Raw genomic sequence first — 22778 nt, 5'->3', positions numbered from 1 at the left:
CTTGAACTGCGTGGTGTACTTGCTCATGAAAACGCCCCAGAAATTGGATGGGTGTCCAACTTCTGGGGCGCACTTCATGGTTCAGTTACAGATACTGAGACTGACACACTGCAATCGGGGCAAGCCCCCTCCCACATTTGATTTGCGCAAGTTCAAGAGATTGTCGTAAATCAACCCGATAGATAAAAGGCACGCCTCATCCCGTGCCTTTTGCGTCGCGCTCTGAGAAAATGCCCGCACTTTTTTTGCGGATGCCGACATGACTGCCCTCAAGAACGACCGTTTCCTTCGTGCCCTGCTCAAGCAACCTGTAGACGTGACCCCTGTGTGGATGATGCGTCAAGCCGGTCGCTACCTGCCGGAATACCGCGCCAGCCGCGCCCACGCCGGTGACTTCATGAGCCTGTGCATGAACCCGGAGTTCGCCTGCGAAGTCACGATGCAGCCGCTGGACCGCTACCCGCAACTGGACGCGGCCATCCTGTTCTCCGATATCCTCACCATCCCCGACGCCATGGGCCAAGGCCTGTACTTTGAAACCGGCGAAGGCCCGCGTTTCAAGAAAGTCATCAGTACCCTGGCCGATATCGAAGCCCTGCCGATTCCCGATCCCCATAAAGACCTCGGCTATGTGATGGACGCCGTCAGCACCATCCGCCGTGAGCTCAATGGCCGCGTGCCGCTGATCGGCTTCTCCGGCAGCCCCTGGACCCTGGCTACCTACATGGTCGAAGGCGGCTCGTCGAAAGACTTCCGCAAGACCAAGGCCATGCTCTACGACAACCCGCAGGCCATGCACCTGCTGCTGGACAAGCTGGCGCAGTCGGTCACTTCTTACCTCAATGGCCAGATCATGGCCGGCGCCCAAGCGGTACAGATCTTCGATACCTGGGGTGGCAACCTGTCGGCGGCGGCGTACCAGGAGTTTTCCCTGGCCTACATGCGCAAGATCGTCAGCGGCCTGATCCGTGAACACGAAGGCCGTAAAGTGCCGGTGATCCTGTTCACCAAGGGCGGCGGCCTGTGGCTGGAAAGCATCGCCGACGCCGGCGCCGATGCACTGGGCCTGGACTGGACCTGCGACATCGGCGAAGCCCGCCGTCGTGTCGGTGGTAAGGTCGCGCTGCAAGGCAACATGGACCCGACCGTGCTCTACGCCAAGCCGGAAGCGATCCGCAGCGAAGTCGGCCGCATCCTGGCCAGCTACGGCAAAGGCACCGGGCATGTGTTCAACCTCGGCCATGGCATCACCCCGGAAGTGAACCCGGACCATGCCGGCGCGTTCCTGCAAGCCGTGCACGAGTTGTCCGCGCAATACCATCAGTAATACTCCCGTCAGAACTTCATCACCCTCTTTCTCGAAGAGGGTGATGCTTGTCGTTTAAGTAAATAATAAGAAATTTCCTGTTGCGACTTTTTATCGTAGGGATACTTCAGTGCTTTTGTAGGAGTATTCTTTTTGGGCGGTGGTCATTAGTCGAAGCTTGTTTTTTTAATCGTGATAATTCAACTTGTCCTACATTAATTTTTTTTAACGCCCGTAAAATCCATCTCGCTCGTTTTGCAGTAGCCGTAGAAAAACGTCTTCCATATTGCAAAGTATGGGTTTTTATTGGGTTGTGTGTTAGGGCTGGATTGTATGATTAAAAAAGATATTTCCCGTTGGGGCGGTGTTTCGTCGTTGGCATTGTTAAGTGCCTTGTTATTACCCTCCCAAAGTGCACAGGCGCATGGTTATTTGAATGATCCACCGTCACGCGCCTTTCAATGTCAGAAAGGTCTGAATAAAGACTGTGGTGGTGCACAGTACGAGCCTCAAAGTGTCGGTGAAACCTTCAAGGGGTTTCCTGCTGGCGTCGGCGGTAAACCGATGCAGGGGCCGGTAGACGGTAAGATCGCCAGTGGTGGCATCGGCCTGTTCTCGGCTATGGATGCGCAGTCGGCCACTCGCTGGCACAAGACTGAAATCAAAGACCGAAATATCACGTTCGACTGGAAGTACACGGCGGCTCACCCGGCCACCAAGCACGAGTACTTCATCACCCGCAACGGATGGAACCCCAATGAGCCGCTCAAGCGTGCATCGTTTGACGGTACGCCGTTCTGTGTCCTGGAGGGTGGCAATGTACTGCCGGTCAGCGGCGAAAAACATGCGTGTGTGATCCCTCAAGACAAGACGGGCTCTCATGTGCTCCTCGGTATCTGGACCGTCGGTGATACCGATGCGGCGTTCTACAACGTCGTCGACGTGGATATCCTGGCCGAACCCGAATTACCGGGCGGTTGGAGCGCCGTCGGTAGCATCACGCCATCCGCCACGTTGCTGGTGGGCGACAAGGTCAAGGCTCGTGCCTTCACCGCCATGGGCGAAAGCGCGGCGTACACCGTCGAAATCTCGATAGACAACGCCGAAGAGGGCCAACCGCAGAATTGGGCGTTCAAACTGGCTGAAAAGATCAACCAGACCCAGACCCTGATTCAAGCGGGCATTCGCGATGAGCAGGGCGGTATAGCGCCGGTCAAAGGCAAGAACAATCTGTTCGCTCAGAAAGACAGCGGCGTGATTCGTTATGAGCTGGCGATGGACGTCAAGGAAGATACCGAGGCACGCATGGCGCTGTCGGCGTTCGCCGAAGAGTACGTTTTGGATAAGGGCCGCGCGAAGGTTCGCTTCGCCATGATCGCCAACCGCGATATGAATGTCGAAGCGACGCTGTTCAATGCCAGCAACAAGCCGGTGGGTACCGTCAAAGCGCTTGCGCAAGGCACCAGTAACTGGCTTGAAATGGATGTTCGCAGCGAGCCAGGGCTTCACCACATGACCTTGCTGGGCACCACCACAGATGGTCGTACCACTCGCCAGGATACCCAGGCCGTCAACCTGACGGGTGAAGGGGGCGCGAAGGACTATCACTTCGTGTTCCCTGAAAGTCTGGCCAGTTACGAAGCAGGCACTCGCGTGTTGCATCCGCAAACCGGCGAAGTGTATGAGTGCAAGCCGTTTCCGAGTTCGGGCTACTGCAAACAGTACCTGCCAACCGCCAATGGCTTTGAGCCGGGTGTAGGCCATCATTGGCAGACCGCCTGGGACCAGCTCTGATCGTTCGTTGACGAAGTCCCAGGCAGGCGCGTTCGAGCCTGCCTGGGCATTTCTATCGTGCAGTTATTCTTTTCTGAATGTGGATTTTCAATTGACGACGTATATGCGCTATTCGGTCGGCCAGATTTGGCTTCATTGGATTTCGGCCGTGGTTATTTTGTGGACCTTATTCTCAGGCTTTTATGTCGCGTTTATTGATGTGGCGATGGAAACCAAGAATTGGGTGGGGTTTATAAACGTTTCGTTGACTGCTCTATATATTCCAATCTTTATTCTCAGAGTCTATTTTTCTTTTTTTCATGGTTTTTTAGCGTATGGCAGAAAGCGCTGCGCAGCCGAGTATGTGGCGTTAGTTGTTCATAAAGCCATTTATCTGGTGTTGGGCATTGTGCTCGTGACGGGAGTCCTGATGATGGACCGCCCGATCAACATATTTAACGTCCTGTTGATTGCACAACTGCTGACTGATCCGACGGCCATTGAGTGGTTCACGCAGATCCATATTCAAGCCTGTGTGGTGCTCGCGGTGCTGGTTGCCCTGCATGTGGGAGCTGTTTTCAAGCATGAGATGAGCGGTCGCCCGGTTCTGAAGAATATGTCTTTTTCCCAAGAAACGATCCGCCAGTGAACGCGCCATGAAGACGGCTGGCTGGCGGGTGCTCGTCTTGATGCTGCCCTTGGGTTATGGGCTGATGTTGGCGTGGCAGGAGTGGCAGTTTCGTCAGGCGCGGATGCCGGCAGCGCAGGCGCTGCCTGTTCCGTCGGCCATGCCCCAGCCGACCGTCGCTCTCGATACCCTGGCCGTCGCGTCGGTGCTCGGCTTGAGCGCGCAGGGCGGTGCCTTGAGCAGCGCTGAACCACTGACATTACGAGCCACTGTGGTTGCCAGCGACAGCGAGTCACGTGCCTTGCTGGCCGGGCCCGACAGTGAGCGGTTTTACCGCGCCGGCGAGCGCTTGCCGGGAGGTAGCCTGCTGCGTCGCATCGAGCCTGCACAGGTGGTGTTGTGGCGTCAGGGGCGCGAGGAGTTGCTCAGGCTCCATCCGGCGAGCGGGGGCTTTCTGCAGCCCGCCCACGCGCAACGTAAAGCGACGGCGGCCCTTCATCTACGGCCCATGGTCGAACAACCGAGGAGTGAGTAGTCCCATGAACCGCATCATCGGGCAGCGCGCTCTGACCGGCGTATTTGGCACGTTCGTGTTGGGCGCGTTGTTACACGTTGGGCCGTCGTCGGCGGCTGAGCAGCGTTGGCAGGTGACGATGAATAACGCTGAGTTGCGTGATGTTGTTGAGGAAATGTCGACCATCCTCGACACCACCGTCATCCTCGACCCCAAGGTACAAGGACGCATCACCGTCATGTCCAGGCAGGCCCTGAACCGTGAAGGCGTGCGCCAGCTGTTTTATAGCGTGCTGGATGCCCATGACTTCAGCGTGATCGATCAAGGCGACCAGATCCTCATCGTACCGGTGGCCCAGGCTAAATCGCTGGCCGGTACGGCGGACCCGCACTCATCGCCCCCGCAGCAGTTTGTCACTCAGGTCATTGCGTTAGGCGCCAGCAATGCGGCGGATCTGGCTGGGCTGGTGCGACCGTTGATTTCGCCCAATGGCTATGTCGGCCCTTCGGTATCGGCCAATGCCTTGGTGATTACCGACACCGCGAGCAACGTCCGTCGCATCGGCGAGGTCGTCAGGCAACTGGATTCCGGAGCGAAAAATGCCTATGAGCTGGTGGACTTGCGCCATGGGGTGGCGGTGGATATCGCCCGGTTGATGGAAGCGTCCCTCGGTAAGCAGAGTGCCGACGGTGCCATTCAGGTCTTGGCCGACTCGCGCAGCAACCGGTTGGTCATTGTCGGTACGGCGCAGGTTCGTCAGCGCCTCGTGCAACTGGCCCGTAGCCTGGACACGGTCACCCCTGCGCGGCTGGACAATGCCCGCGTCATACGCCTGCGCTACAGCGATGCCAAGCAATTGGCCGAAGTGCTAGACACCATGGGCCAGAGCATGAAAACGCCACTGGCGAGCTCGGGCCTGAAAGAAACGGCCGCTGCCGCAGCGTTCATGGTACGGGCCGATGAAAGCCAGAACGCCCTGGTGATCGTGGCGCAGACGGCCCAGCTCGCGACCCTCGAAGGCATTGTGCGTGAGTTGGATCGGCCGCGGGCTCAAGTACTGATTCATGCCGCCATCGTTGAGGTCACCGGTGATATCAGCGAGGCCCTGGGTGTGCAATGGGCGCTGAACAGCAGTGATGCCAAGGGGCTTATCAACTTCCCCGGCACAGGCATTCCGATCCTCGGTGCCCTTAAGTTCGATGAAAACACGGTTGCCCCGGAGGGCGGCGTGCTTAAGCTGGGCGGTGATCGTTTCGGTGCATTGGTGTCCGCCCTGGCCGGCAACTCGCGCAGCAACCTGCTATCGACGCCAAGCCTGCTGACGCTGGACAACCAGGAAGCCGAAATCATTGTGGGTCAGAACGTGCCGTTCAAGACTGGCTCCTACGCTACCAACGGCAGTGGCGCGGATAACCCGTTCACCACGGTGGAGCGCAAGGACGTCGGGATCAGCCTCAAGATCAAGCCCTATATCAACGAAGGTTCGACCCTGCGGCTGGAGGTCGAACAGGAGGTCTCCGACATTGCGCCGGCGGTGTCCGGTGTCGACTCGTCGGACCTGATCACCAATAAGCGTGCATTGAAAAGTACGATCCTGGCCGACGATGGCGAGATCATCGTGATCGGCGGCCTGATCAAAGACAGCGTGCGCACCCAGAAAAGCGGCGTGCCACTGTTGCGTGATATTCCCTACCTTGGGGCGCTTTTTCGCTGGAGCCGCGACACCCAGACCAAGAGCAACCTGATGGTGTTCCTGCGCCCGACCATTGTGCGTAGCGGTCAGGATCTCTCCGGGATCAGCCGGCAGCGTTACCAGGACCTGCGCCAGCACAGCCTGCCGAACGCCCGCCCGGAGCACTCGCTGCAACTGCCCGATAGTGCGTCGCAGCTGTTCGACCTGGGTCAGCCTGCGCGGGAGGTTCCATGAAACCCCTGCCGTTCGGTTTCGCCCGACGTTTTGGTGTACTGCTCGACGATGGGCACCTGATCGTTCGCTGTGATACGTCGTTGAGCGCCATTGCCGAAGCGCGGCGCCTGACCGATCACGAGCTGCCGCTGCGGATGCTGACAGTCGAGGACTTCGCCACACGCCTGGCGGTGGTCTACAGCGAAGGCCAAAGCGCCGCCGAACAGGTTGCCCAAGGCTTGGATGATGAGTTGGATCTGCTCAGCCTGGTGGACCAGGTGCCGCAGACCGCCGACCTGTTGGAGCAGCAAGGCGATGCGCCGATCATACGTCTGATCAACGCACTGCTCAGTGAAGCGGTGCGGGAAAAGGCCTCGGATGTGCACCTTGAAACCTTCGAACACACACTGACCGTTCGCATGCGGGTGGATGGTCAACTGCGCGAAATGCTGCGGCCACGGCGTGAGCTGGCAACGCTGCTGGTGTCGCGAATCAAGGTCATGGCGCAGCTGGACATCGCTGAAAAACGCGTCCCCCAGGATGGCCGCATGGCGTTGCGCCTGGCGGGCCACGAAGTGGACGTACGGGTCTCCACGCTGCCCTCGGCCCATGGCGAGCGGGTCGTGTTGCGCCTGCTCGACAAGCATGCCGGGCGCCTGCAATTGGTGCGATTGGGCATGGCTGAAAAAACCCTGGACGGCCTGCTGCAATTACTGGGCAGGCCCCATGGCATTTTACTGGTGACCGGCCCCACCGGCTCCGGCAAGACCACCAGTTTGTATGCGGCGCTGACCCACCTCAATGACCAGACCCGCAATATTCTCACGGTCGAAGACCCGATCGAATATCACCTGCCGGGCATCGGCCAGACACCGGTCAACCCCAAGGTCGAGATGACATTTGCCCGTGGGCTGCGCGCGATCCTTCGCCAGGACCCGGACGTGGTGATGGTCGGCGAGATTCGTGACAGTGAAACCGCCGAGATCGCCGTTCAGGCGTCACTCACCGGGCATTTGGTGTTGTCGACACTGCACACCAACAGTGCCATCGGTGCCGTTACCCGGTTGGTGGACATGGGGGTCGATGCCTATCTGCTCGCATCGTCGTTGGTGGGCGTGCTGGCGCAGCGTTTGGTGCGCAAGCTTTGCCCCGCCTGCAAGGCCCCCGCAGCGGCGGACGCCGACGTATGCCGGCGGTTGGGGTTAGACCTCGACCAAGTGCCTCGGGTGTTCAAGGCCACCGGTTGCGAACAGTGTCGCCAAGGTTATCGCGGGCGGATCGGTATCTACGAATTGGTCAGCCTCACGCCCACGCTCTGCGCGCTGATTCATCAGGGCGCCAGTGAACAGCAACTGCTGGCTGAAGCGCGGCGTGCCTCGCCCAGCCTGTTCGAGGATGGGCGCCGTCGGGTGCTCGAAGGGCTCACCAGCATGGATGAGCTGTTGCGGGTTACCCAGGAGGACTAGCTGTGCCCACTTATGACTACCGGGCCCAGGACCGCGAGGGACGTCCGTGCAAGGGCCGGCAGGAGGCTGACAGCCCACGTCATGCCCGACAGTTGCTGCGCGAACGGGGGCTGTTGCCGAGCCAGGTGCAGGTTGCTAGCGCACACGGTGGCAGGGGGCCGGTGGGTGTGGCAAGGCTGAGTGCGGGTGATCTGGCTTTGCTGACCTTACAACTGTCGACTCTGGTCCAGGCCGGTTTGCCATTGGAGCTGGCGTTGCAAGCCGTTGCCCAGCAAAGCCAGAAGCGGCGGGTCAGCAACTTGCTGGCGCAGATTCGTGAGCGGGTCATGGAAGGGCACTCGCTGGCGGCCGCTCTCGGTGCGTTTCCTCGGGCGTTTCCCGATGTGTTTCGCGCCACGGTTGCCGCAGGCGAACGCTCGGGTCACCTGGGCCATGTGCTGGAGCAATTGGCAACCTACACCGAGGCGCGCCAGGCGTCCCGGCAGAAGATCCAGCTGGCGCTGGTGTACCCGGCACTGCTGATGTTCGCCTGCATGGCCATCGTTGGCTTTCTGCTCGGCTATGTGGTGCCCGATGTGGTGAACATTTTTGTCGACAGTGGCCAGCCGCTGCCCTGGCTCACCCAAGCCATGATCGTCGTGAGCAATGGTCTGCGTACCTATGGCCTGGTGCTGTTGGGGGTATTGGCGAGCATCGCAATGGCGCTGCGCTGGAGCCTGCGCCAGCCACGCGGACGCTGGCGCTGGCATTGTCTGGCGCTGCACCTGCCTTTGCTGGGCAGTGTCTTTCGAGCCGTGGAAGCCGCGCGGTTCGCCAGCACCCTGGCGATACTCGGCAAAAGTGCCGTCCCCCTGGTCGATGCGCTGGAAATTGCCGCCGCCGTGATTGGCAACGTGACCATCCGTGCGCGCATGAGCGATGTAGCCCGCTCGGTCCGTGAGGGCGGCACCCTGACCCGTGGCCTCGAGGCCGGGGGCGATATACCACCGTTGATGTTGCACATGATTGCCAGTGGCGAACGTGCCGGTGAACTCGACGCGATGCTGGCGCGCGCGGCCGAGCAACAGGAAAAAAATCTCGCTGCCCGCATCGCGCTGGTGGTGAGTTTGTTTGAACCGGCGATGCTGGTGGTGATGGGCGGGGTCGTGCTGCTGATCGTCATGGCCATTCTGTTGCCGATTCTCAGCCTTAACCAATTGGTGAACTGAATGGTGAAAATACTCAAGCAACAACGCGGGTTTACCCTGATCGAGATTATGGTGGTGGTGGTCATTATCGGCGTGCTGGGGGCCATCGTGGTGCCGCAGTTCATGAGCCGACCCGACCAGGCCAAGGTCACCGCCGCCAAGACCGATATTCAGGCGATCGCGACCAGCCTGGAAATGTACCGTCTCGACAACGCTGTTTACCCCTCGACCCTGCAAGGGCTGGAGGCCCTGAGCAAGCGTCCGACCGGCACACCGGCCGTCAGGAACTGGAACGCCCAGGGCTACCTGAAAAGCCAGCCGGTGGATCCGTGGGGGACGCCTTACCAGTATCTGAACCCTGGCGTGCGCTCCGCTAACGGTGGCTATGACCTCTATTCCCTCGGGGCCGATGGTGCCCCCGGTGGCGAAGGTTCAGCGGCCGATATAGGTAACTGGGAGGGTTGACCGAGTGCCCAGGCGTAGCCGCGGTTTTACCCTGCTGGAGCTGATGGTGGTGATCGCATTAGTCGGCATCGTGCTCGGTGTGGCTGGCCTGGCAGCGGGTAATACGCCGGCGCGTCAGGCCCGACAGGAGGCCGGCCAGGTGTTGCAACTGATCCAGCAATTGCGCGAGCAGGCGGTGATTGAAGGGCGTGAATACGGTGTGCGCGTGCGGCGTACCGAGTACCAGGTGTGGCGCCTTGAACCTCCGGGGTGGCAGCCGGCGGGCGCGGTTCATCGGTTGGGACAAGGTGTGCAAATGCACCTTGAACAGGAGGGGCAGCGTCTGAGTCTCGATAGCCTGGCCCCGCAATTGCTGATGCTCAGCAGCGATGAAATCAGTGCGTTTGTGTTGTCCTTCGTCGCCGAAGAACAGGTGCTGGCGCACATTGTCAGCGATGGGATTGGAGAGCTGTCCGTTGAAAGCTAATCACCGTCGACGTCGACGTCGACAGCGTCCGGCGAACACCCGTGGTTTCACCCTGTTGGAAGTGATGATTGCATTGGCGGTTTTTGCCGCCCTGGCGGGAGCGGTGATTGCCGCCGGGCACTATTCATTGCGCCAGAATGCTCGCTTGCAACAGCAGGTGCAGTGCGCCTGGGTAGCGGACAACCAATTGAGCGAGCTGCGTTTGCAAACGGCGTCGCCGGGGCACCAGCAACTGTTACGACGCTTCGATGGGCGCGACTGGAAGGTGGACCAAACCATCACCCCCGAAACGGACCCGCGCCTGCTGAGGGTCGATATCGATGTCAGCCCGGCCGACGACGATCAGCCGGTCTACCGCACCCGGGGTTGGATACCCGCTGGGCATGAATAAGCAGTCTGGCTTCACGTTGTTGGAGCTGGTTATTGCGCTGGCCATCTTCGCCTTGCTGGGGCTCGCCAGTGGGCGCTTGTTCGACACCGTGGTGCGCGCGCAGCAGGCAACGACCAGCCATGAACAGGATCTGCGGCGCCTGCAACGAGCGGTCGGGGTGATTGAGCGTGACGTGCTGCAATTGGCGTCGGCCGTCATTGTCCTGGGGCCCACCACGTTGCAATTGCAGCGCGGCAACTGGCGCAATCCGCAAGACTTGCCGCGCAGTGAGCGCCAGCAGGTGATTTATCGGCTGGACAACCAAATGCTATGGCGCGAAAGCCGCGGCCTGGAGTCATCAACCGTCGAGCGGCAACGATTGCTCGACGATGTGCGCATGTTGAACTGGCGCCTGTTTGACCGCGATGTGGGTTGGAGCCACGTCTGGCCAGTGGGCAAAGGCGCGGCGGCGACGCCCCCGCAGGCGCTTGAAATGGTGCTGTCGGCTGGGCGCTTCGAACAGGTGCGACGCGTCTTGCCATTGCCCCAGGGACACCCATGAAAACTCGCCAGCAAGGTGTCGCGCTGCTCAGTGTCTTATTGGTCATGAGCCTGGCGTTGTTGCTGACGGCCGGCATGTTGCGCAGTCATCAACTGATGGTGCAGAGCAGCGCGCGCCAGGTGCATCAGGTGCAATTGCGTCAGTTGGGGTTTTCGGTCGAAGCCTGGGCGATGGCGGCATTGGCGCGCACGGATGACGCCGAACAGTCAGTGGTGCACCTGGGTCAGGCGTGGGCTCGGGTCACCTGGCCTTTTGAGACGCCAGGCGCGCAGGTCGCGCTGGAAATCGAAGACCTGTCTGCACGCTTCAACGTCAACGCGTTGCTCGGCACCGGGCAAGTCGATGAAGTCGCGCGCCAGCGTTGGTCAAACCTGCTCGCCAGCCTGGGGTTGCAGCCATTGGACTTGCGGGCCGCCGGCCAGGTTTTGCAACGTCAGGAACTGAGCCAACTGCGTGAGCTCCCAGGTGTGGACGGCGCGATCTTGCGACAACTGGAACCCTGGGTCGCGCTGTTGCCCAGGGATGCCGGCTTGAATATCAACACGGCTGCGCCACAGATGCTGGCAATACTCGATGGGGTCTCGCTGTCGACTGCTGCAGCCCTGGTCCGCCAGCGACCCGTCGGCGGTTATGCGCGGGTGGCGGCATTTACCCATGATCCGTTGATCGCCGGGCAGGGGGTGACCAGCCATGGGCTGGGCGTCAGCAGCCGCTGGTTTCGCATCAACATCGACGTGAGCTTCGGCAGCAGCCGACTGCGTATGGCCAGCGACGTCGAGCGCGAGCTTAAATCCGGGCGTTGGCGTGTGGTGCAGCGACGCTTCCTCCCTGCGAATCTGAACGAGATCTGATGATGAAAACCTGGCTTCATTTGAGTGCCGAAGGCTTGACCTCACCCTCGAAGCAATGGCCGTGTTGTGTCTGGCGCGCAGCAGGGGACAATCGGCAGATGACCCTGGATGAAGCGGCGGTTTACCTGGCAGGGCAGCCGGTGCACCTGCTGCTGCCAATGGAGATGTGCAGCGGTTTGCGCACCGACGTGTGGCCTTCAAAGCGACGACCCAGCGCCCAGGCCATCGCCTTCGCCATTGAAGAACAGGTGGGCGAGGACCTTGAAGCCTTGCATGTGTGTGTCGGACCTCGTGACGGGGCGGGCTGCTACCCCGTGCTGGTAACGCACAAGGCGCGTTTCAAGGCGTTGTTGCACCTGCTGGCGACGCTGGCCATTGAGGTGCGTGCCGTGCATGTCGATGCCGATATGCTGCCTGGCGACTGCGCCGTTGCAGTCCACTGGTACGGTCGCCGGGTTGTCCGCTGTCCCGCGCCCCTGGCCATGTCCGCAGTGGCCCTCAAGACGCTTGAAGGGGTGTTGAGCGAGCCGTTGCAGTGGCTGGATGAAGAGGCGAGCAGGGCACAGGTCGAACAGGCGTTATGGGGGGCTCAAGGTCAACCGATCAACCTGCTGCATGGGGAATTGGGCCGTGTCCGGCAACGCTGGCCCTGGTCAACGCTGGTCCTGGCCACCGCGGTGTTATTCCTGCTTGAGGTGGGGTTTATGCAGCTACGTAGCCAGTACGTCGAAGGGCAAGCCCATCGGCAGTATGCGCAGAGTGTGGAGCGCTTCCAGGCGATGTATCCCGAGCAGACTCGCATTGTCGATCTGGCCGCGCAGCTCAAGGCGCTACAGGGGCAAAATGCAAACCAGCTCGCGACGCCGCTGACACGATTGGTCAGCCTCAGCGAGCAGGTGATCGGTGGTGCCGATGTGGAGGTACAGCGCATGGAGTTTCGCCGTGGTGAAGGGTGGACGATCCAATTGGCCGCCAACGGTTTCACCGCATTGGAGCGGTTGCGGGAGCAGGGGCAGCGCAGCGGTATGCCAGTGCGTATCGGTCACGCCAGCAAGGAAGGTCATCGAGTGCATGCCGTGCTGATGCTGGAGGACCCATCATGAAGGGGCTCCAGACCTGGAAAGCGCTGTCGCCACGTGATCGGTTTTTGTTGAAAGGACTGACGGTATTCGTGATCGGTGTGCTGGCCTTCCAAATGCTGTGGCAGCCCAGCCGACAACGTGTGACCAGCGTCGATCGCCATTACCAGCAGCAACTGGCGTTGGCGCAGCAGGTCAACAGCACTCAACCCCAACGCGCCTTGCCGGTGGCAGGGCAACCGCTAGCCTCGACCATCAACGACAGTGCCGAGGCGGCGGGGCTGAAGGTGCAGCAGATCGAGGTGCAAAACGAGCAGTTGCGCCTGACCCTCAGCGGCGATGCACACGCTTTGCTCAAATGGCTTGCGGAACTGGAGCGCGATGCGGGCGCTTTCCAGACGCTGACGCTGGAAAAGCGCGGCAGCCACCTGGAGGCACGCTTGGTGCTTTAAGCATGGGCCAACGGCGGCAGCTTCGCCCAGGCTGCGGGGGATTTGCTGCGCTTCAGCGTTCGTTAAGTCCTGCCTTGGTAGTTTGGGCGCCTTGGGATTTCTCCTACAGCCTTCGGTAACTCGCCTCGGTAAAAATCCTACCCGACTCTTCCTCTCGCCAGTGCATGGCGTTCATTGTCAGGTGATATCAGGATGAACACTTCAGCGTATTCAACGAGCCAGAAACTGCTGCATTGGGTTTCGGCTGTCATTATTGTGTGGGCGTTACTCTCAGGCTTTTTTGTGGCCGTATTCAGCGTGCCTGCGTCGGTCAAGGCGTGGGTGGCGTTCTTCAATGTATCGTTGACCACCCTCTATATCCCGGTGTTTGTCTTGCGGGTCTATTGTTCCTTTGCCCACGGCCTGGACTTTTCCATCAAGCGAACACCGCAGGAATACATGGCGTTGCTGGTCCACAAAGCCATGTACCTGGTGCTTGCCTTGGTGTTGGCGACGGGCGTGCTGATGATGGATCGTCCGATCAATGTTTTTAACTTGGTCTCCTTCGGCCCGTTTGAGAGCGATCCGGCCCGCATCGCCTTGTATACCCGTACGCATGTGCTGTCCTGCGTAGGGTTGTTGCTGATGCTGGTCCTGCATATCGGCGCCGTAGTCATGCACGAGCGCCGGGGTAAGCGGGTGCTGGCGCGAATGTCGTTCAAGGTGGCGGCCCCTCAAGCCGAGGCCAGTGGCGGCAGCTTCGCCAGCTTCAACGCCACCAGCAGCGCGCCGACCAACAGCGCCACGATGAAGGCACCGATGCCGTTCCACCCGGCAAAGTGCCAAAAGAACCCGCCCGCCGTACCGGCGATACTCGACCCTACGTAGTAGCAGAACAGGTACAACGACGACGCCTGCCCCTTGGCCTTCACCGCGCGGCGCCCGATCCAGCTGCTGGCCACCGAGTGGGCGCCGAAGAAGCCGAAGGTGAAGATCAGCATGCCGGGCACCACCAGCCAGAGTGGGGTGAACAGGGTCAGGGCCATGCCGGCGAGCATCAGTACAATGGTGCCCCACAGCACACGGCGGCGGCCGAGGCGGTCGGCCAGGGAGCCGATCTTGGCCGAGCTGTAGATGCCCGACAGGTACACCAGCGACAGCAGGCCGACCACGGCCTGGCTCAGGTCATACGGGTCGGCCAGCAGGCGGTAGCCGATGTAGTTGAACATCGTCACGAATGCACCCATCAGCAGGAAGGCTTCAAGGAATAACCACGGCAGGCCCGCGTCCTTGAAGTGCATGACAAAGCCGTTCACCAGGCTGCGCGGCTTGAGGCTGCTGGCGCGGAAGTTGCGCGATTCGGGGAGGATCTTCCAGAACACGGTCGCGGCGATCAGGGCCAGGCCGCCGATGATCAGCATTGCGGTGTGCCAGCTGACGAAGTCGATCAGCACGCCGATGATCAGGCGCCCGCTCATGCCGCCAATCGCGTTGCCGCCGATATACAGGCCCATGGCCAGGCCGATGTGTTGGGGGTGGATCTCTTCACTCAGGTAAGTCATGGCCACGGCGGCCAGGCCGCTCAAGGACAGCCCCACCAGCGCGCGCATCAACAGGATCCCTTGCCAGGTCGGCATCAAGCCGCTGGCGATGGTGGCCAGGGCTGCGCAGAACAACGCCGCGACCATCACCGGCTTGCGCCCCAGGGTGTCGGAGATCGGCCCGGTAATCAGCAGGCCCAGGGCCAACATGGCGGTGGACACCGACAGGATCAGGCTGCTCTGGGCTGCGTTGATGGAAAATTCCTGGGACAGCGCCGGCATCATGGGCTGCACGCAATACAACAGGGCAAAGGTGGCGAAGCCGCCGGAGAACAGCGCCAGCACCGTGCGCATGAACATCGGTGTGCCTTTTTCGATGTACGCATCGTTGAGCTGGGCTACGACCTCATCCAGGGCGGTCGGCGGGGCTTCTTGAGGGAGTGGAGCGACAGCAGATTTCACGGGGACCTCGGGGAGCAAGAGCTTGCCAGGACCGGCAATGCAAAAAAGCATATAGCTGCCTAATGATTCTTTCCAATATATTATTCGACCTGTTTGATAGCTTTTACGACCTAATGAGGTTTGCATGGAATTACGTCACTTGCGGTACTTCATCGCCGTCGCCGAGGAACTGCATTTTGGCCGTGCGGCGCAGGCGCTGGGCATCTCGCAGCCGCCGCTGAGCCAGCAGATCCAGGCGCTGGAGCAGGAGGTGGGGGCGCGGTTGTTTGAGCGGACCAATCGTCGGGTCGAACTGAGTGAGGCGGGGCGCCTGTTCCTGCACGAGGCGCGGTTGGTGCTGGCCCAGGTCGACAAGGCGGCGGATGTGGCGCGACGGGCGCAGTTGGGTGAGCTGGGGGAGTTGAAGATCGGCTTTACCTCGTCGGCCCCCTTCAACTCCAGCATCCCCCAGGCCATCTTTGCCTTTCGCCAGGCATTCCCGGCCGTGCACTTGAATCTGCAGGAAATGAGTAGCACCGAGGTGGCGGAGTCGCTGGTGGACGAGTCGATCCAGGTGGGTTTGATGCGACCGCTGCCTTTGCCCGATTCGTTGAGTGTCATCGAGCTGATGCGTGAGCCCCTGGTCGCGGTACTCAACGCCGGGCACCCATTGGTGGACGGCAGCGAGCGCGGCCTGCACCTGGCGCAACTGGCGCAGGAACCGTTTGTGTTTTTCCCGCGCACCTACGGCAGCGGTCTGTATGCGCAACTGCTCAACCTGGCCCGCGACGCCGGTTTCAGCCCGCACTTCGCCCAGGAGGCGGGGGAGGCGATGACCATCATCGGCTTGGTGGCGGCGGGGCTGGGGGTGTCGGTGCTACCGGCGTCGTACCAGCGCATACGTATCGATGGCGTGGTCTATCGCACCTTGCTTGATCAGGAAGCGGTGACAGCGGTGTGGCTGGTGCAGCGCAAGGGCGCGCAAACACCGATGGCGAAGGCGTTTGTGGAGTTGTTGGTGGCGAGCGGCTTGCCCTGATGCCAGTCAGTTCAGGAGGAACACTGTAACTGTGGCGAGCGGGCTTGTTGTGGCGAGCGGGCTTGCCCCGCGTTGGGCTGCGCAGCAGCCCCAAAACCAGGCACTGCGGTGTGTCAGTTAAAAACACATCGCCTGTAATGGGGCCGCTTCGCGCCCCAACGCGGGGCAAGCCCGCTCGCCACAACAAGCCCGCTCGCCACAGTAAGCCCGCTCGCCACAGGTTACTGTTGCCCGTTCTATCTCTTAACTACTGTCCGGTCGTATTCGCTTCATTTACGCCATACACCCGCAACCCCGCCAGGATATCGCGGTCCAGCATGCTCACCCAACGGTTGTAGTTGCGGTGGATCTTGCCGTCCTTGTAGCCCAGGTCGCGGCTGTCGCGGTAGGTGATGGCGTAGCTGTTGCGGGTGTAGCGGATGTCGATGGCGGCATAGAACTGGTTACGCACGGTGATCTCCGCCTGTACCAGTTGCGGGCTCAAGCGTTGTACGCTCCATTCGCGTTTTTGCAGGGCGGTAACGATCACCTGCTTGATTTTTTCTTCGCTGACCTGGGCATTCGCCGGCAGGTCGTGCTGGGTGTTGAGCACCGGTTTGCTGGTGCAAGCGGCCGTGGTCAGCAGGGCCAGGGTGATCAGGGTCGCGCGTAGCAAAGAAGACATTCCGTTTTCTCCAGTCGATTAAAAAGTCAGGACCAGCGGCGGAAGATCAACGAGGTGTTGACGCCGCCAAAGGCAAAGTTGTTGTTCATCACGTAGTCGTGGTGCATCTCGCGGAATCCACCTTGCAGGTAGTCCAGCTCGCCGCACTGTGGGTCGACATGGTCGAGGTTGAAGGTGTGCACGTACTGGTCGCGATTCATCATCTCGATGCTGAACCACGATTCCAGCGCGCCACAGGCGCCCAGGGTGTGGCCGAGGAAGCTTTTCTGCGAGCTGATGGGCATGCGGCTGCCAAACAGGCTGCTGGTGGCCAGGGTCTCGGCGATGTCGCCCTGGTCGGTGGCGGTGCCGTGGCCATTCACGTAACCGATGGCCGCGGGCTCAAGCCCGGCGTCTTCCAGGGCCAGCTCCATGGCGCGGCGCATGGTTTTCTGTTCCGGGCGGGTGGTGTGCTGGCCGTCGGCGTTGCTGCCAAAGCCGACAATCTCGGCGTGGATATGTGCACCCCGCGCCAGGGCGTGTTCCAGCTCTTCGAGCACCAGCATGCCGCCGCCTTCGCCGATCACCAGGCCGTCGCGGGCACTGTCATACGGGCGCGGGCTGGTCTGCGGTGCGTCGTTCTTCAGGCTCGTGGCGTACAGCGCATCGAACACCATGGCTTCGGTGGGGCACAGTTCTTCAGCGCCGCCGGCCAGCATCAACGGCAGGCGCCCGAATTTGATCGCCTCGTAGGCATACCCAATGCCCTGGCTGCCGCTGGTGCAGGCGCTGGACGTGGGGATCAAGCGCCCGGTGAGGCCAAAGAAGATGCTGATATTCGCCGCCGTGGTGTGGGGCATCATTCGCACGTAGGAGTTGGCGTTGAGCCCTTCGGCCACCGAGTTGAGCAGCATATTGCCGAACGCCTTGATCTCGTCGGTGCTGCCGGTGGACGAACCGCAGGCCACACCCATGCGCCCGTCCTTGATCGACTCATCGCCGAGCAGGCCCGCGTCCTTCAAGGCCTGCTCCGCCGCCCACACGGCCAGGCGCGACACGCGGCCCATGCTGCGCAACTGCTTGCGGGTCCAATGGGCAGGCACGACGAAATCATCGATCGGCCCGGCCAGGCGCGTGTTCAGTTCGGTGAAGCGGTTCCACTCGTCCATGCGACGGATGCCGCTGCGGTTGGCGCGAAAGTTGGCGGCGATGGTCTCCCAATCGCTGCCCAGGGAGGTCATGCCGGCCATGCCGGTGACTACGACGCGCTTCATCAGCACAGGCCCCCATTCACGGCCAGGACCTGGCGCGTGATATAGCCGGCTTCGGCCGACATCAGGAAATTCACCGCGCTGGCCACCTCTTCCGGGGTCCCCATGCGCTGCGCCGGGATCATTTTCATCAATTCTTCGACCGGTACGTTCTCATCGAGCATGGCGGTGTCGATCAAGCCGGGGGCGACGCAGTTGACGGTGATCTTGCGCTTGCCCAATTCGATGGCCAATGCCTTGGCCGCGCCGATCAGGCCGGCTTTCGAGGCACTGTAGTTGACCTGCCCGCGATTGCCGATCAGGCCCGATACCGAGGTGATGCACACGATACGCCCGGCCGCGCGCCGCCGAATCATCGGCATCATCACCGGGTGCAGTACGTTGTAGAAACCATCGAGGTTGGTACGCATCACCACGTCCCAGTCCTCTTCGGACAAGGCCGGGAATGCACCGTCACGGGTCAGGCCGGCGTTGAGCACCACGCCGTAGTAGGCACCCTGTTGCTCCACATCTGCCTCAAGGATGGCCTTGCACGCCGCGCGGTCCGCCACGTCGAATTGCAGCACCCGCGCCTTGCGGCCCAGGGCTTCGATCTCGACCTGCACCGCGTCGGCTTCAGCGCGACCACTGCGGCAATGCAGCACGATGTCATGGCCGGCCTGGGCCAGGCGCAGGGCAATGGCGCGGCCGATACCACGGCTGGAGCCGGTGACCAGTACGGATTCAGTCATGGCGTTTCGTCCTTCGATTCTTCTAAATAGTTGGCCGCCTGGGGCGGTCGAAATACGTTCAGGCGCGCGGTGGCCTGGATACCGTCACCGGTGAGGTGGCATTCGAACACACCCATGCCGTTGTCGTCTTCCAGGGAGCGCAGGCCGTGGATGCGTAACTCGGCGCCTGCCGGGAAATGCGCCACGTTGCACTCGAACTTGCGTGTGCCCAACAGGAAACCCAGTTCCACGGCCTGGCCTTTTTGGCGGGCACGACAGCCGGCATAGGCGGCGACGCTCTGCGCCATCAATTCGATGCCGACCCAGGCCGGCAGGCTGCCGTCGGGGCGATTGAACAGGCCGCCGGGCTTGACGGTGGCGCGGGTGTGTATCTGCTCTTCATCGAACGACAGCACCTGGTCGATCAGGATCATGTCGCCCGCATGGGGCAGCAGTTCGGCGAGTGGCCAATCGATCATGGGGCCTCTGCGATAATCAGGCTGACGTTATTACCGCCGAAAGCAAACGAGTTGCTCATCAGGCAGCGTTTTTCCAAGGCGTCACCGGCCTGCGCCCAGTGCAAGGCCGGCAGCGTCGGGTCGGCCTGGCCGTCCCACACGTGCGGCGGCACCCGGCCATGGGCCAGGCTCAGCCAGCAGAACGCCGCTTCCAGTGCGCCGGCGGCGCCCAGGGTGTGGCCGCTCATGGGTTTGGTCGAGGAGCAGGCCACCCCGGCAGGGAACAGGCTGGCGACGGCCAGGCTTTCCATGGCGTCGTTGTGTTGGGTGGCGGTGCCGTGCAGGTTCAGGTAACCGATCTGCTCGGGCTGCAACCCGGCACTGGCCAGCGCCTTGCGCATCGCCTGCAACGCGCCTTTGCCCGTCGGCTCCGGCGCAGAAATATGGTGCGCATCGCAACTGGCGCCGCTGCCCAACAGGGCGATCGGGGCGGTCTCGCGACTCATCAGGAACAGCACCGCCGCTTCGCCGATATTGATGCCGTTGCGGTTCACTGAAAAGGGGTTGCAACGTTCGTTGGATACCGCCTCCAGCGCCGTAAAGCCGTTAAGCGTCAACTTGCACAGGCTGTCGACGCCGCCGCAGATCACCGCGTCGCACACGCCCAGATCCAACAGGCGCCGGGCACTCATCAGCGCGCGTGCGCTGGAGGTGCAGGCGGTGGAGATCACGTAGGCCGGGCCGCTCAGTTGCAGCCAGTCGGCGAGGAAGTTCGCCGGGGCGCTGAGTTCCTGTTGCTGGTAGTCGTAGTCCCTGGGGAAGTGCTTGTCGCGCAGGTAATGGGCGATGCTGCGGCTGGCCTCGTCAATGCCCGAGGTGCTGGTGCCCAGCACGATGCCGACCCGTGAGGCGCCGTAGGTCAGGATCGCCTGGCGGATATCCGCTTCGATCTGCAACGCGGCTTCCAGCAACAGTTGGTTATTGCGGCTGTTCTGCCGGCCCAGTTGCGCAGGGATGCTCGCCAATTCGCCGGGTACGCTGCCCACCGGCAACACTCGTTCCGGCACCCAGCCGCTTTCGGCGCGCATCCCTGCGCAGTCGCCGGCAAACAGGCTGCGGCTGACTGCGTCCTGGCCGCGCCCCAGGGCGCAGATCACGCCGAGGGCATTGAGGTAGGCGGTCATCGGGCGGCCCGAAGCGGTGTGATGCGATAACTCAACGGCTGCCCGCTGATGTTCACGCTGAACACTTCTGAAGACTGATAGACGATTTGCCAATGGCCCGGAAGCGTGCGTGTCAGGTCCATCGCCTGGGCGTTGGGGTAAAGGCTGCGCACGTCATCCGCCGAAGCCAGGGCAAACAGCAACGCGGCAAACAGCTCGCGCGCCTGGGGGTTGGGCGGCAGCAAGCCGTCGGCCTGCCACTGGCCATCGATGAGTTTCTGCCGGGCCAGGGGGATGCCCAGCGGGTCCATCATCGACCAGCGGATGGCGTTGCCCTCGCGTTGGATCACCAACAGCCAATCCTGGCTCTGGCCACGTTCCATGCGCTGCACATGCAATTGCAGCGGCAACGCCAGGGTCGGGGTTTTCTCCGGCAGCGGTGGCTGGCTGGCGCAGGCGCTCAGCAGCAACAGGCAACCGATCAACAACAGGCGCATCATGCCGCGACGCTCGCCAAGGGTTTGCGCGCCACGCAGTTGACCAGGGTTTCTTCCCGCTGGCCCACCGGGGGCGCCTTGCGCAGGCCCCAGCGCTCCAGCAGGCCGAAATCGCGGGCACGGCTCCACCACAAGTACGGGTAAGAGACATTCCGTGCGTCGAATTCAAAGCCCTGCTCGCGGAGCATCTCCAGGTACTGCTCGGCGCTTTTTTGCACGTGCATCGGGTGGCGGAACAGCCAGCGAATGACCCAGGTGTCGATATAGGCTTCGGTGGACTCGGCAAACAGCAGGTAGCCACCGGGCTTGAGGACCCGGTAGAACTCGTTCAGCGCGCGATGCTGCTCGACCAGATGATGGAAGGTCTGGTGGCAGAACAGGATGTCGACGCTGGCATCCGCCACATCGAGGGTGGCGCAGTCGCTGCCGATCAACTCGACGGCCAGGCCCTGGCGCGTGGCTTCTTCACGGCTCCGTTCCAGGCTATGGGGGTCGGCGTCCAGGCCGATCAGGCGCGAGGGCGCGAACACCTGCTGCAACAGCTTGAAGGATTTCCCCTGGCCGCAACCGGCGTCGAGCAATACCGGCGCGACGGGCAACGGCTCGCTGAACAGGCTGCGCAGGTCGTTGATGGCCACGCGCAACACATGATGCTGCCAGGTGTGGCTGCGCAGGAACCAGAAGCCGAACCTGGTTTCTTCGACGTAGTGCTTACTTAAGTACTGACTGCTCACGCGGCATCCCCCGCACAAATCTCCGACAACATCCGCAGCCGCCGCTTGGGTTCGCTGACGAATGGGTTGCGCTCATCCCAGGCATAACCGGCGAGGATCGAGCTGATCATCCGGCGAATCTCTGGCGAGCTGCCCGCATGGAAAATCACATCCTGGAAGGTCCCGGCGTACCAACCTTCGACGTAGCAACGGAAGGTGTCGACACCGCGCTTGAGCGGCTCGGCAAATTCGGTTTGCCAATCCACCGTCTCGCCCTTGAGCTGGCGGTGCAGCACACCGGCCGCCATGCTCGCCGAACGCATGGCGATGGTCACGCCGGACGAGAACACCGGGTCGAGGAATTCCGCAGCGTTGCCCAGCAGCGCAAAGCCCGGGCCATGCAGGGTTTTGACGTTGGCTGAATAACCGCCGATGGTCCGTGCAGGTGTATCCCATACCGCATTTTGCAGCACGCCGGACAGGCTTGGCGTCTCGTCGATAAAACCGCGCAGGCAGGCATCGAGGTCACTGTCGCGGCCGTCGAAATGCGCCTTGGCCGCGACCACGCCCACCGAGCAGCGGCCGTTGCTGAACGGGATGGTCCAGAACCAGATATCGCGCTGGGTCGGGTGGGTGGTCACGAGGATCTTGGTGCGGTCAAAGCCTGGGTGTTCGATGCGGTCTTCGACATGGGTGAACACCGCCTGGCGCAGTGGGAAGTTCGACGGCGCTTCCAGGTCCAGCAGGCGCGGCAGCACGCGGCCGTAGCCGCTGGCATCGAGCACGAACTTGGCTTTGACGTGGTACTCGCTGCCATTCTCGCGGCGCACATGCAGGTAGCGACACTCGCCGGAAAAATCCACGCCGACGATGGTTTGGCCGTAGCGGATGTCCACCCCTTGCAACGCCGCCTGGTCTGCCAGCAGCTTATCGAACTCGCCGCGCTGCACCTGGAAGGTGGTCGGCTTGCCTTGGCTGAAGGTATCGCCAAAATCGAACGCGCTGTAGCGCTCGCCCCAGGCAAACGCGGCACCGGTTTTCACCTGGAAACCCGCCGCCTGCACAGCGTCGAGCATGCCCGCTTCTTCGATAAAGTCGATGCAGTGGGACAACAGGCTTTCGCCAATCGAGAAGCGCGGGAAATGCTGGCGCTCGATAATCAAGACATCATGCCCCTGGCGCTTTAGCAGCGTCGCGGCGATGGCACCGGATGGGCCGGCACCGATCACCACCACCTGGCGACGTTCCATTTCAACTATGGGCACGAGGGCTCCTTGCCACATTGGCGATAATCACAT

24 protein-coding genes and 1 pseudogene are annotated in these 22778 nt (G+C 61.6%); 16 read left to right on the top strand and 9 right to left on the bottom strand.

Translation table 11 applies throughout. From position 1 onward, the window contains the following. Positions 1-259 precede the first annotated feature (259 nt). From hemE to AC1Q6I_RS08220, 15 genes and pseudogenes are all read left to right on the top strand, one after another. Positions 260-1327 (top strand): uroporphyrinogen decarboxylase, encoded by a 1068-nt coding sequence (gene hemE / locus AC1Q6I_RS08290; RefSeq protein WP_069075057.1) that lies wholly within the window; start codon positions 260-262, stop codon positions 1325-1327. A 312-nt stretch (positions 1328-1639) separates the two neighbouring features. Further along, positions 1640-3100 carry an N-acetylglucosamine-binding protein GbpA gene (gene gbpA, locus AC1Q6I_RS08285; protein ID WP_102624886.1) on the top strand — a complete coding sequence of 487 codons (1461 nt, stop codon included), beginning with the start codon at positions 1640-1642 and terminating at the stop codon, positions 3098-3100. A gap of 103 nt (positions 3101-3203) precedes the next feature. Beyond that, positions 3204-3728, top strand: a complete 525-nt coding sequence (locus AC1Q6I_RS08280; protein ID WP_069075055.1) for a cytochrome b — start codon at positions 3204-3206, stop codon at positions 3726-3728. Positions 3729-3768: 40 nt separating this feature from the next. After that, on the top strand, positions 3769-4242 hold the full coding sequence (locus tag AC1Q6I_RS08275) for a type II secretion system protein N (protein ID WP_256581035.1): 474 nt from the start codon (positions 3769-3771) through the stop codon (positions 4240-4242). A 4-nt stretch (positions 4243-4246) separates the two neighbouring features. Beyond that, a complete protein-coding gene (gspD, locus tag AC1Q6I_RS08270) occupies positions 4247-6148 on the top strand; it encodes a type II secretion system secretin GspD (RefSeq protein WP_102624885.1) in 1902 nt (633 codons plus the stop codon). Further along, a complete protein-coding gene (gene gspE / locus AC1Q6I_RS08265) occupies positions 6145-7593 on the top strand; it encodes a type II secretion system ATPase GspE (protein ID WP_102624884.1) in 1449 nt (482 codons plus the stop codon). Before gspD ends, gspE begins: the two co-directional genes overlap by 4 nt. Positions 7594-7595: 2 nt before the next feature. Next, positions 7596-8801: a type II secretion system inner membrane protein GspF gene (gspF, locus tag AC1Q6I_RS08260; protein ID WP_102624883.1), complete on the top strand. Its 1206-nt coding sequence runs from the start codon at positions 7596-7598 to the stop codon at positions 8799-8801. Beyond that, on the top strand, positions 8802-9245 hold the full coding sequence (gene gspG / locus AC1Q6I_RS08255; protein ID WP_024072976.1) for a type II secretion system major pseudopilin GspG: 444 nt from the start codon (positions 8802-8804) through the stop codon (positions 9243-9245). A 4-nt stretch (positions 9246-9249) separates the two neighbouring features. Further along, positions 9250-9711 carry a type II secretion system minor pseudopilin GspH gene (gene gspH, locus AC1Q6I_RS08250; protein ID WP_024072977.1) on the top strand — a complete coding sequence of 154 codons (462 nt, stop codon included), beginning with the start codon at positions 9250-9252 and terminating at the stop codon, positions 9709-9711. Beyond that, entirely contained in the window at positions 9701-10102 is a 402-nt protein-coding gene (gspI, locus tag AC1Q6I_RS08245; RefSeq protein WP_024072978.1) for a type II secretion system minor pseudopilin GspI, read from the top strand. Before gspH ends, gspI begins: the two co-directional genes overlap by 11 nt. Next, on the top strand, positions 10095-10643 hold the full coding sequence (locus tag AC1Q6I_RS08240; protein ID WP_024072979.1) for a type II secretion system protein GspJ: 549 nt from the start codon (positions 10095-10097) through the stop codon (positions 10641-10643). Before gspI ends, AC1Q6I_RS08240 begins: the two co-directional genes overlap by 8 nt. Beyond that, on the top strand, positions 10640-11494 hold the full coding sequence (locus tag AC1Q6I_RS08235) for a type II secretion system minor pseudopilin (RefSeq protein WP_024072980.1): 855 nt from the start codon (positions 10640-10642) through the stop codon (positions 11492-11494). The genes AC1Q6I_RS08240 and AC1Q6I_RS08235 overlap by 4 nt, the downstream gene beginning before the upstream one ends. Positions 11495-11496: 2 nt before the next feature. Continuing rightward, the gene (gspL, locus tag AC1Q6I_RS08230) at positions 11497-12597 is read left to right on the top strand and encodes a type II secretion system protein GspL (RefSeq protein ID WP_102624882.1); all 1101 of its coding nucleotides are present in this window, start codon (positions 11497-11499) and stop codon (positions 12595-12597) included. Next, positions 12594-13025 (top strand): type II secretion system protein M, encoded by a 432-nt coding sequence (locus AC1Q6I_RS08225; protein WP_102624881.1) that lies wholly within the window; start codon positions 12594-12596, stop codon positions 13023-13025. Before gspL ends, AC1Q6I_RS08225 begins: the two co-directional genes overlap by 4 nt. A gap of 192 nt (positions 13026-13217) precedes the next feature. Beyond that, positions 13218-13706, top strand: a pseudogene (locus AC1Q6I_RS08220) (cytochrome b/b6 domain-containing protein); the annotation flags it as partial. 32 nt (positions 13707-13738) lie between these two features. Here the strand turns inward: AC1Q6I_RS08220 and AC1Q6I_RS08215 are convergent. Beyond that, a complete protein-coding gene (locus tag AC1Q6I_RS08215) occupies positions 13739-14959 on the bottom strand; it encodes an MFS transporter (RefSeq protein ID WP_411741563.1) in 1221 nt (406 codons plus the stop codon). Positions 14960-15131: 172 nt separating this feature from the next. Between AC1Q6I_RS08215 and AC1Q6I_RS08210 the strand changes: the two genes are divergently transcribed. After that, complete coding sequence (locus AC1Q6I_RS08210) at positions 15132-16025, top strand: LysR family transcriptional regulator (protein ID WP_102624880.1); 894 nt, start codon at positions 15132-15134, stop codon at positions 16023-16025. A gap of 247 nt (positions 16026-16272) precedes the next feature. Here the strand turns inward: AC1Q6I_RS08210 and AC1Q6I_RS08205 are convergent, their stop codons facing one another. Genes AC1Q6I_RS08205 through AC1Q6I_RS08170 form a run of 8 tightly spaced genes read right to left on the bottom strand, consistent with a single transcriptional unit; the run spans position 16273 to position 22745 of the window. Continuing rightward, entirely contained in the window at positions 16273-16689 is a 417-nt protein-coding gene (locus tag AC1Q6I_RS08205; RefSeq protein WP_102623826.1) for a hypothetical protein, read from the bottom strand. 26 nt (positions 16690-16715) lie between these two features. Beyond that, a complete protein-coding gene (locus tag AC1Q6I_RS08200; protein ID WP_024072987.1) occupies positions 16716-17942 on the bottom strand; it encodes a beta-ketoacyl-ACP synthase in 1227 nt (408 codons plus the stop codon). Then, positions 17942-18670: a 3-oxoacyl-ACP reductase FabG gene (fabG, locus tag AC1Q6I_RS08195; RefSeq protein ID WP_024072988.1), complete on the bottom strand. Its 729-nt coding sequence runs from the start codon at positions 18668-18670 to the stop codon at positions 17942-17944. Before fabG ends, AC1Q6I_RS08200 begins: the two co-directional genes overlap by 1 nt. Then, positions 18667-19128: a hotdog family protein gene (locus AC1Q6I_RS08190; RefSeq protein ID WP_024072989.1), complete on the bottom strand. Its 462-nt coding sequence runs from the start codon at positions 19126-19128 to the stop codon at positions 18667-18669. The genes fabG and AC1Q6I_RS08190 overlap by 4 nt, the downstream gene beginning before the upstream one ends. Then, positions 19125-20291 carry a beta-ketoacyl-[acyl-carrier-protein] synthase family protein gene (locus AC1Q6I_RS08185; RefSeq protein WP_069075106.1) on the bottom strand — a complete coding sequence of 389 codons (1167 nt, stop codon included), beginning with the start codon at positions 20289-20291 and terminating at the stop codon, positions 19125-19127. The genes AC1Q6I_RS08190 and AC1Q6I_RS08185 overlap by 4 nt, the downstream gene beginning before the upstream one ends. Next, entirely contained in the window at positions 20288-20770 is a 483-nt protein-coding gene (locus tag AC1Q6I_RS08180) for a DUF3261 domain-containing protein (protein ID WP_102623825.1), read from the bottom strand. Before AC1Q6I_RS08180 ends, AC1Q6I_RS08185 begins: the two co-directional genes overlap by 4 nt. Beyond that, the gene (locus AC1Q6I_RS08175; protein WP_024072992.1) at positions 20767-21501 is read right to left on the bottom strand and encodes a class I SAM-dependent methyltransferase; all 735 of its coding nucleotides are present in this window, start codon (positions 21499-21501) and stop codon (positions 20767-20769) included. The genes AC1Q6I_RS08180 and AC1Q6I_RS08175 overlap by 4 nt, the downstream gene beginning before the upstream one ends. Beyond that, complete coding sequence (locus tag AC1Q6I_RS08170) at positions 21498-22745, bottom strand: NAD(P)/FAD-dependent oxidoreductase (RefSeq protein ID WP_024072993.1); 1248 nt, start codon at positions 22743-22745, stop codon at positions 21498-21500. The genes AC1Q6I_RS08175 and AC1Q6I_RS08170 overlap by 4 nt, the downstream gene beginning before the upstream one ends. Positions 22746-22778: the final 33 nt, after the last annotated feature.

Source organism: Pseudomonas sp. MPR-R2A5 (assembly GCF_058793055.1).
The sequence above is the reverse complement of the archived record's forward strand: the minus strand, read 5'-3'. Positions and strand labels throughout refer to the sequence as shown.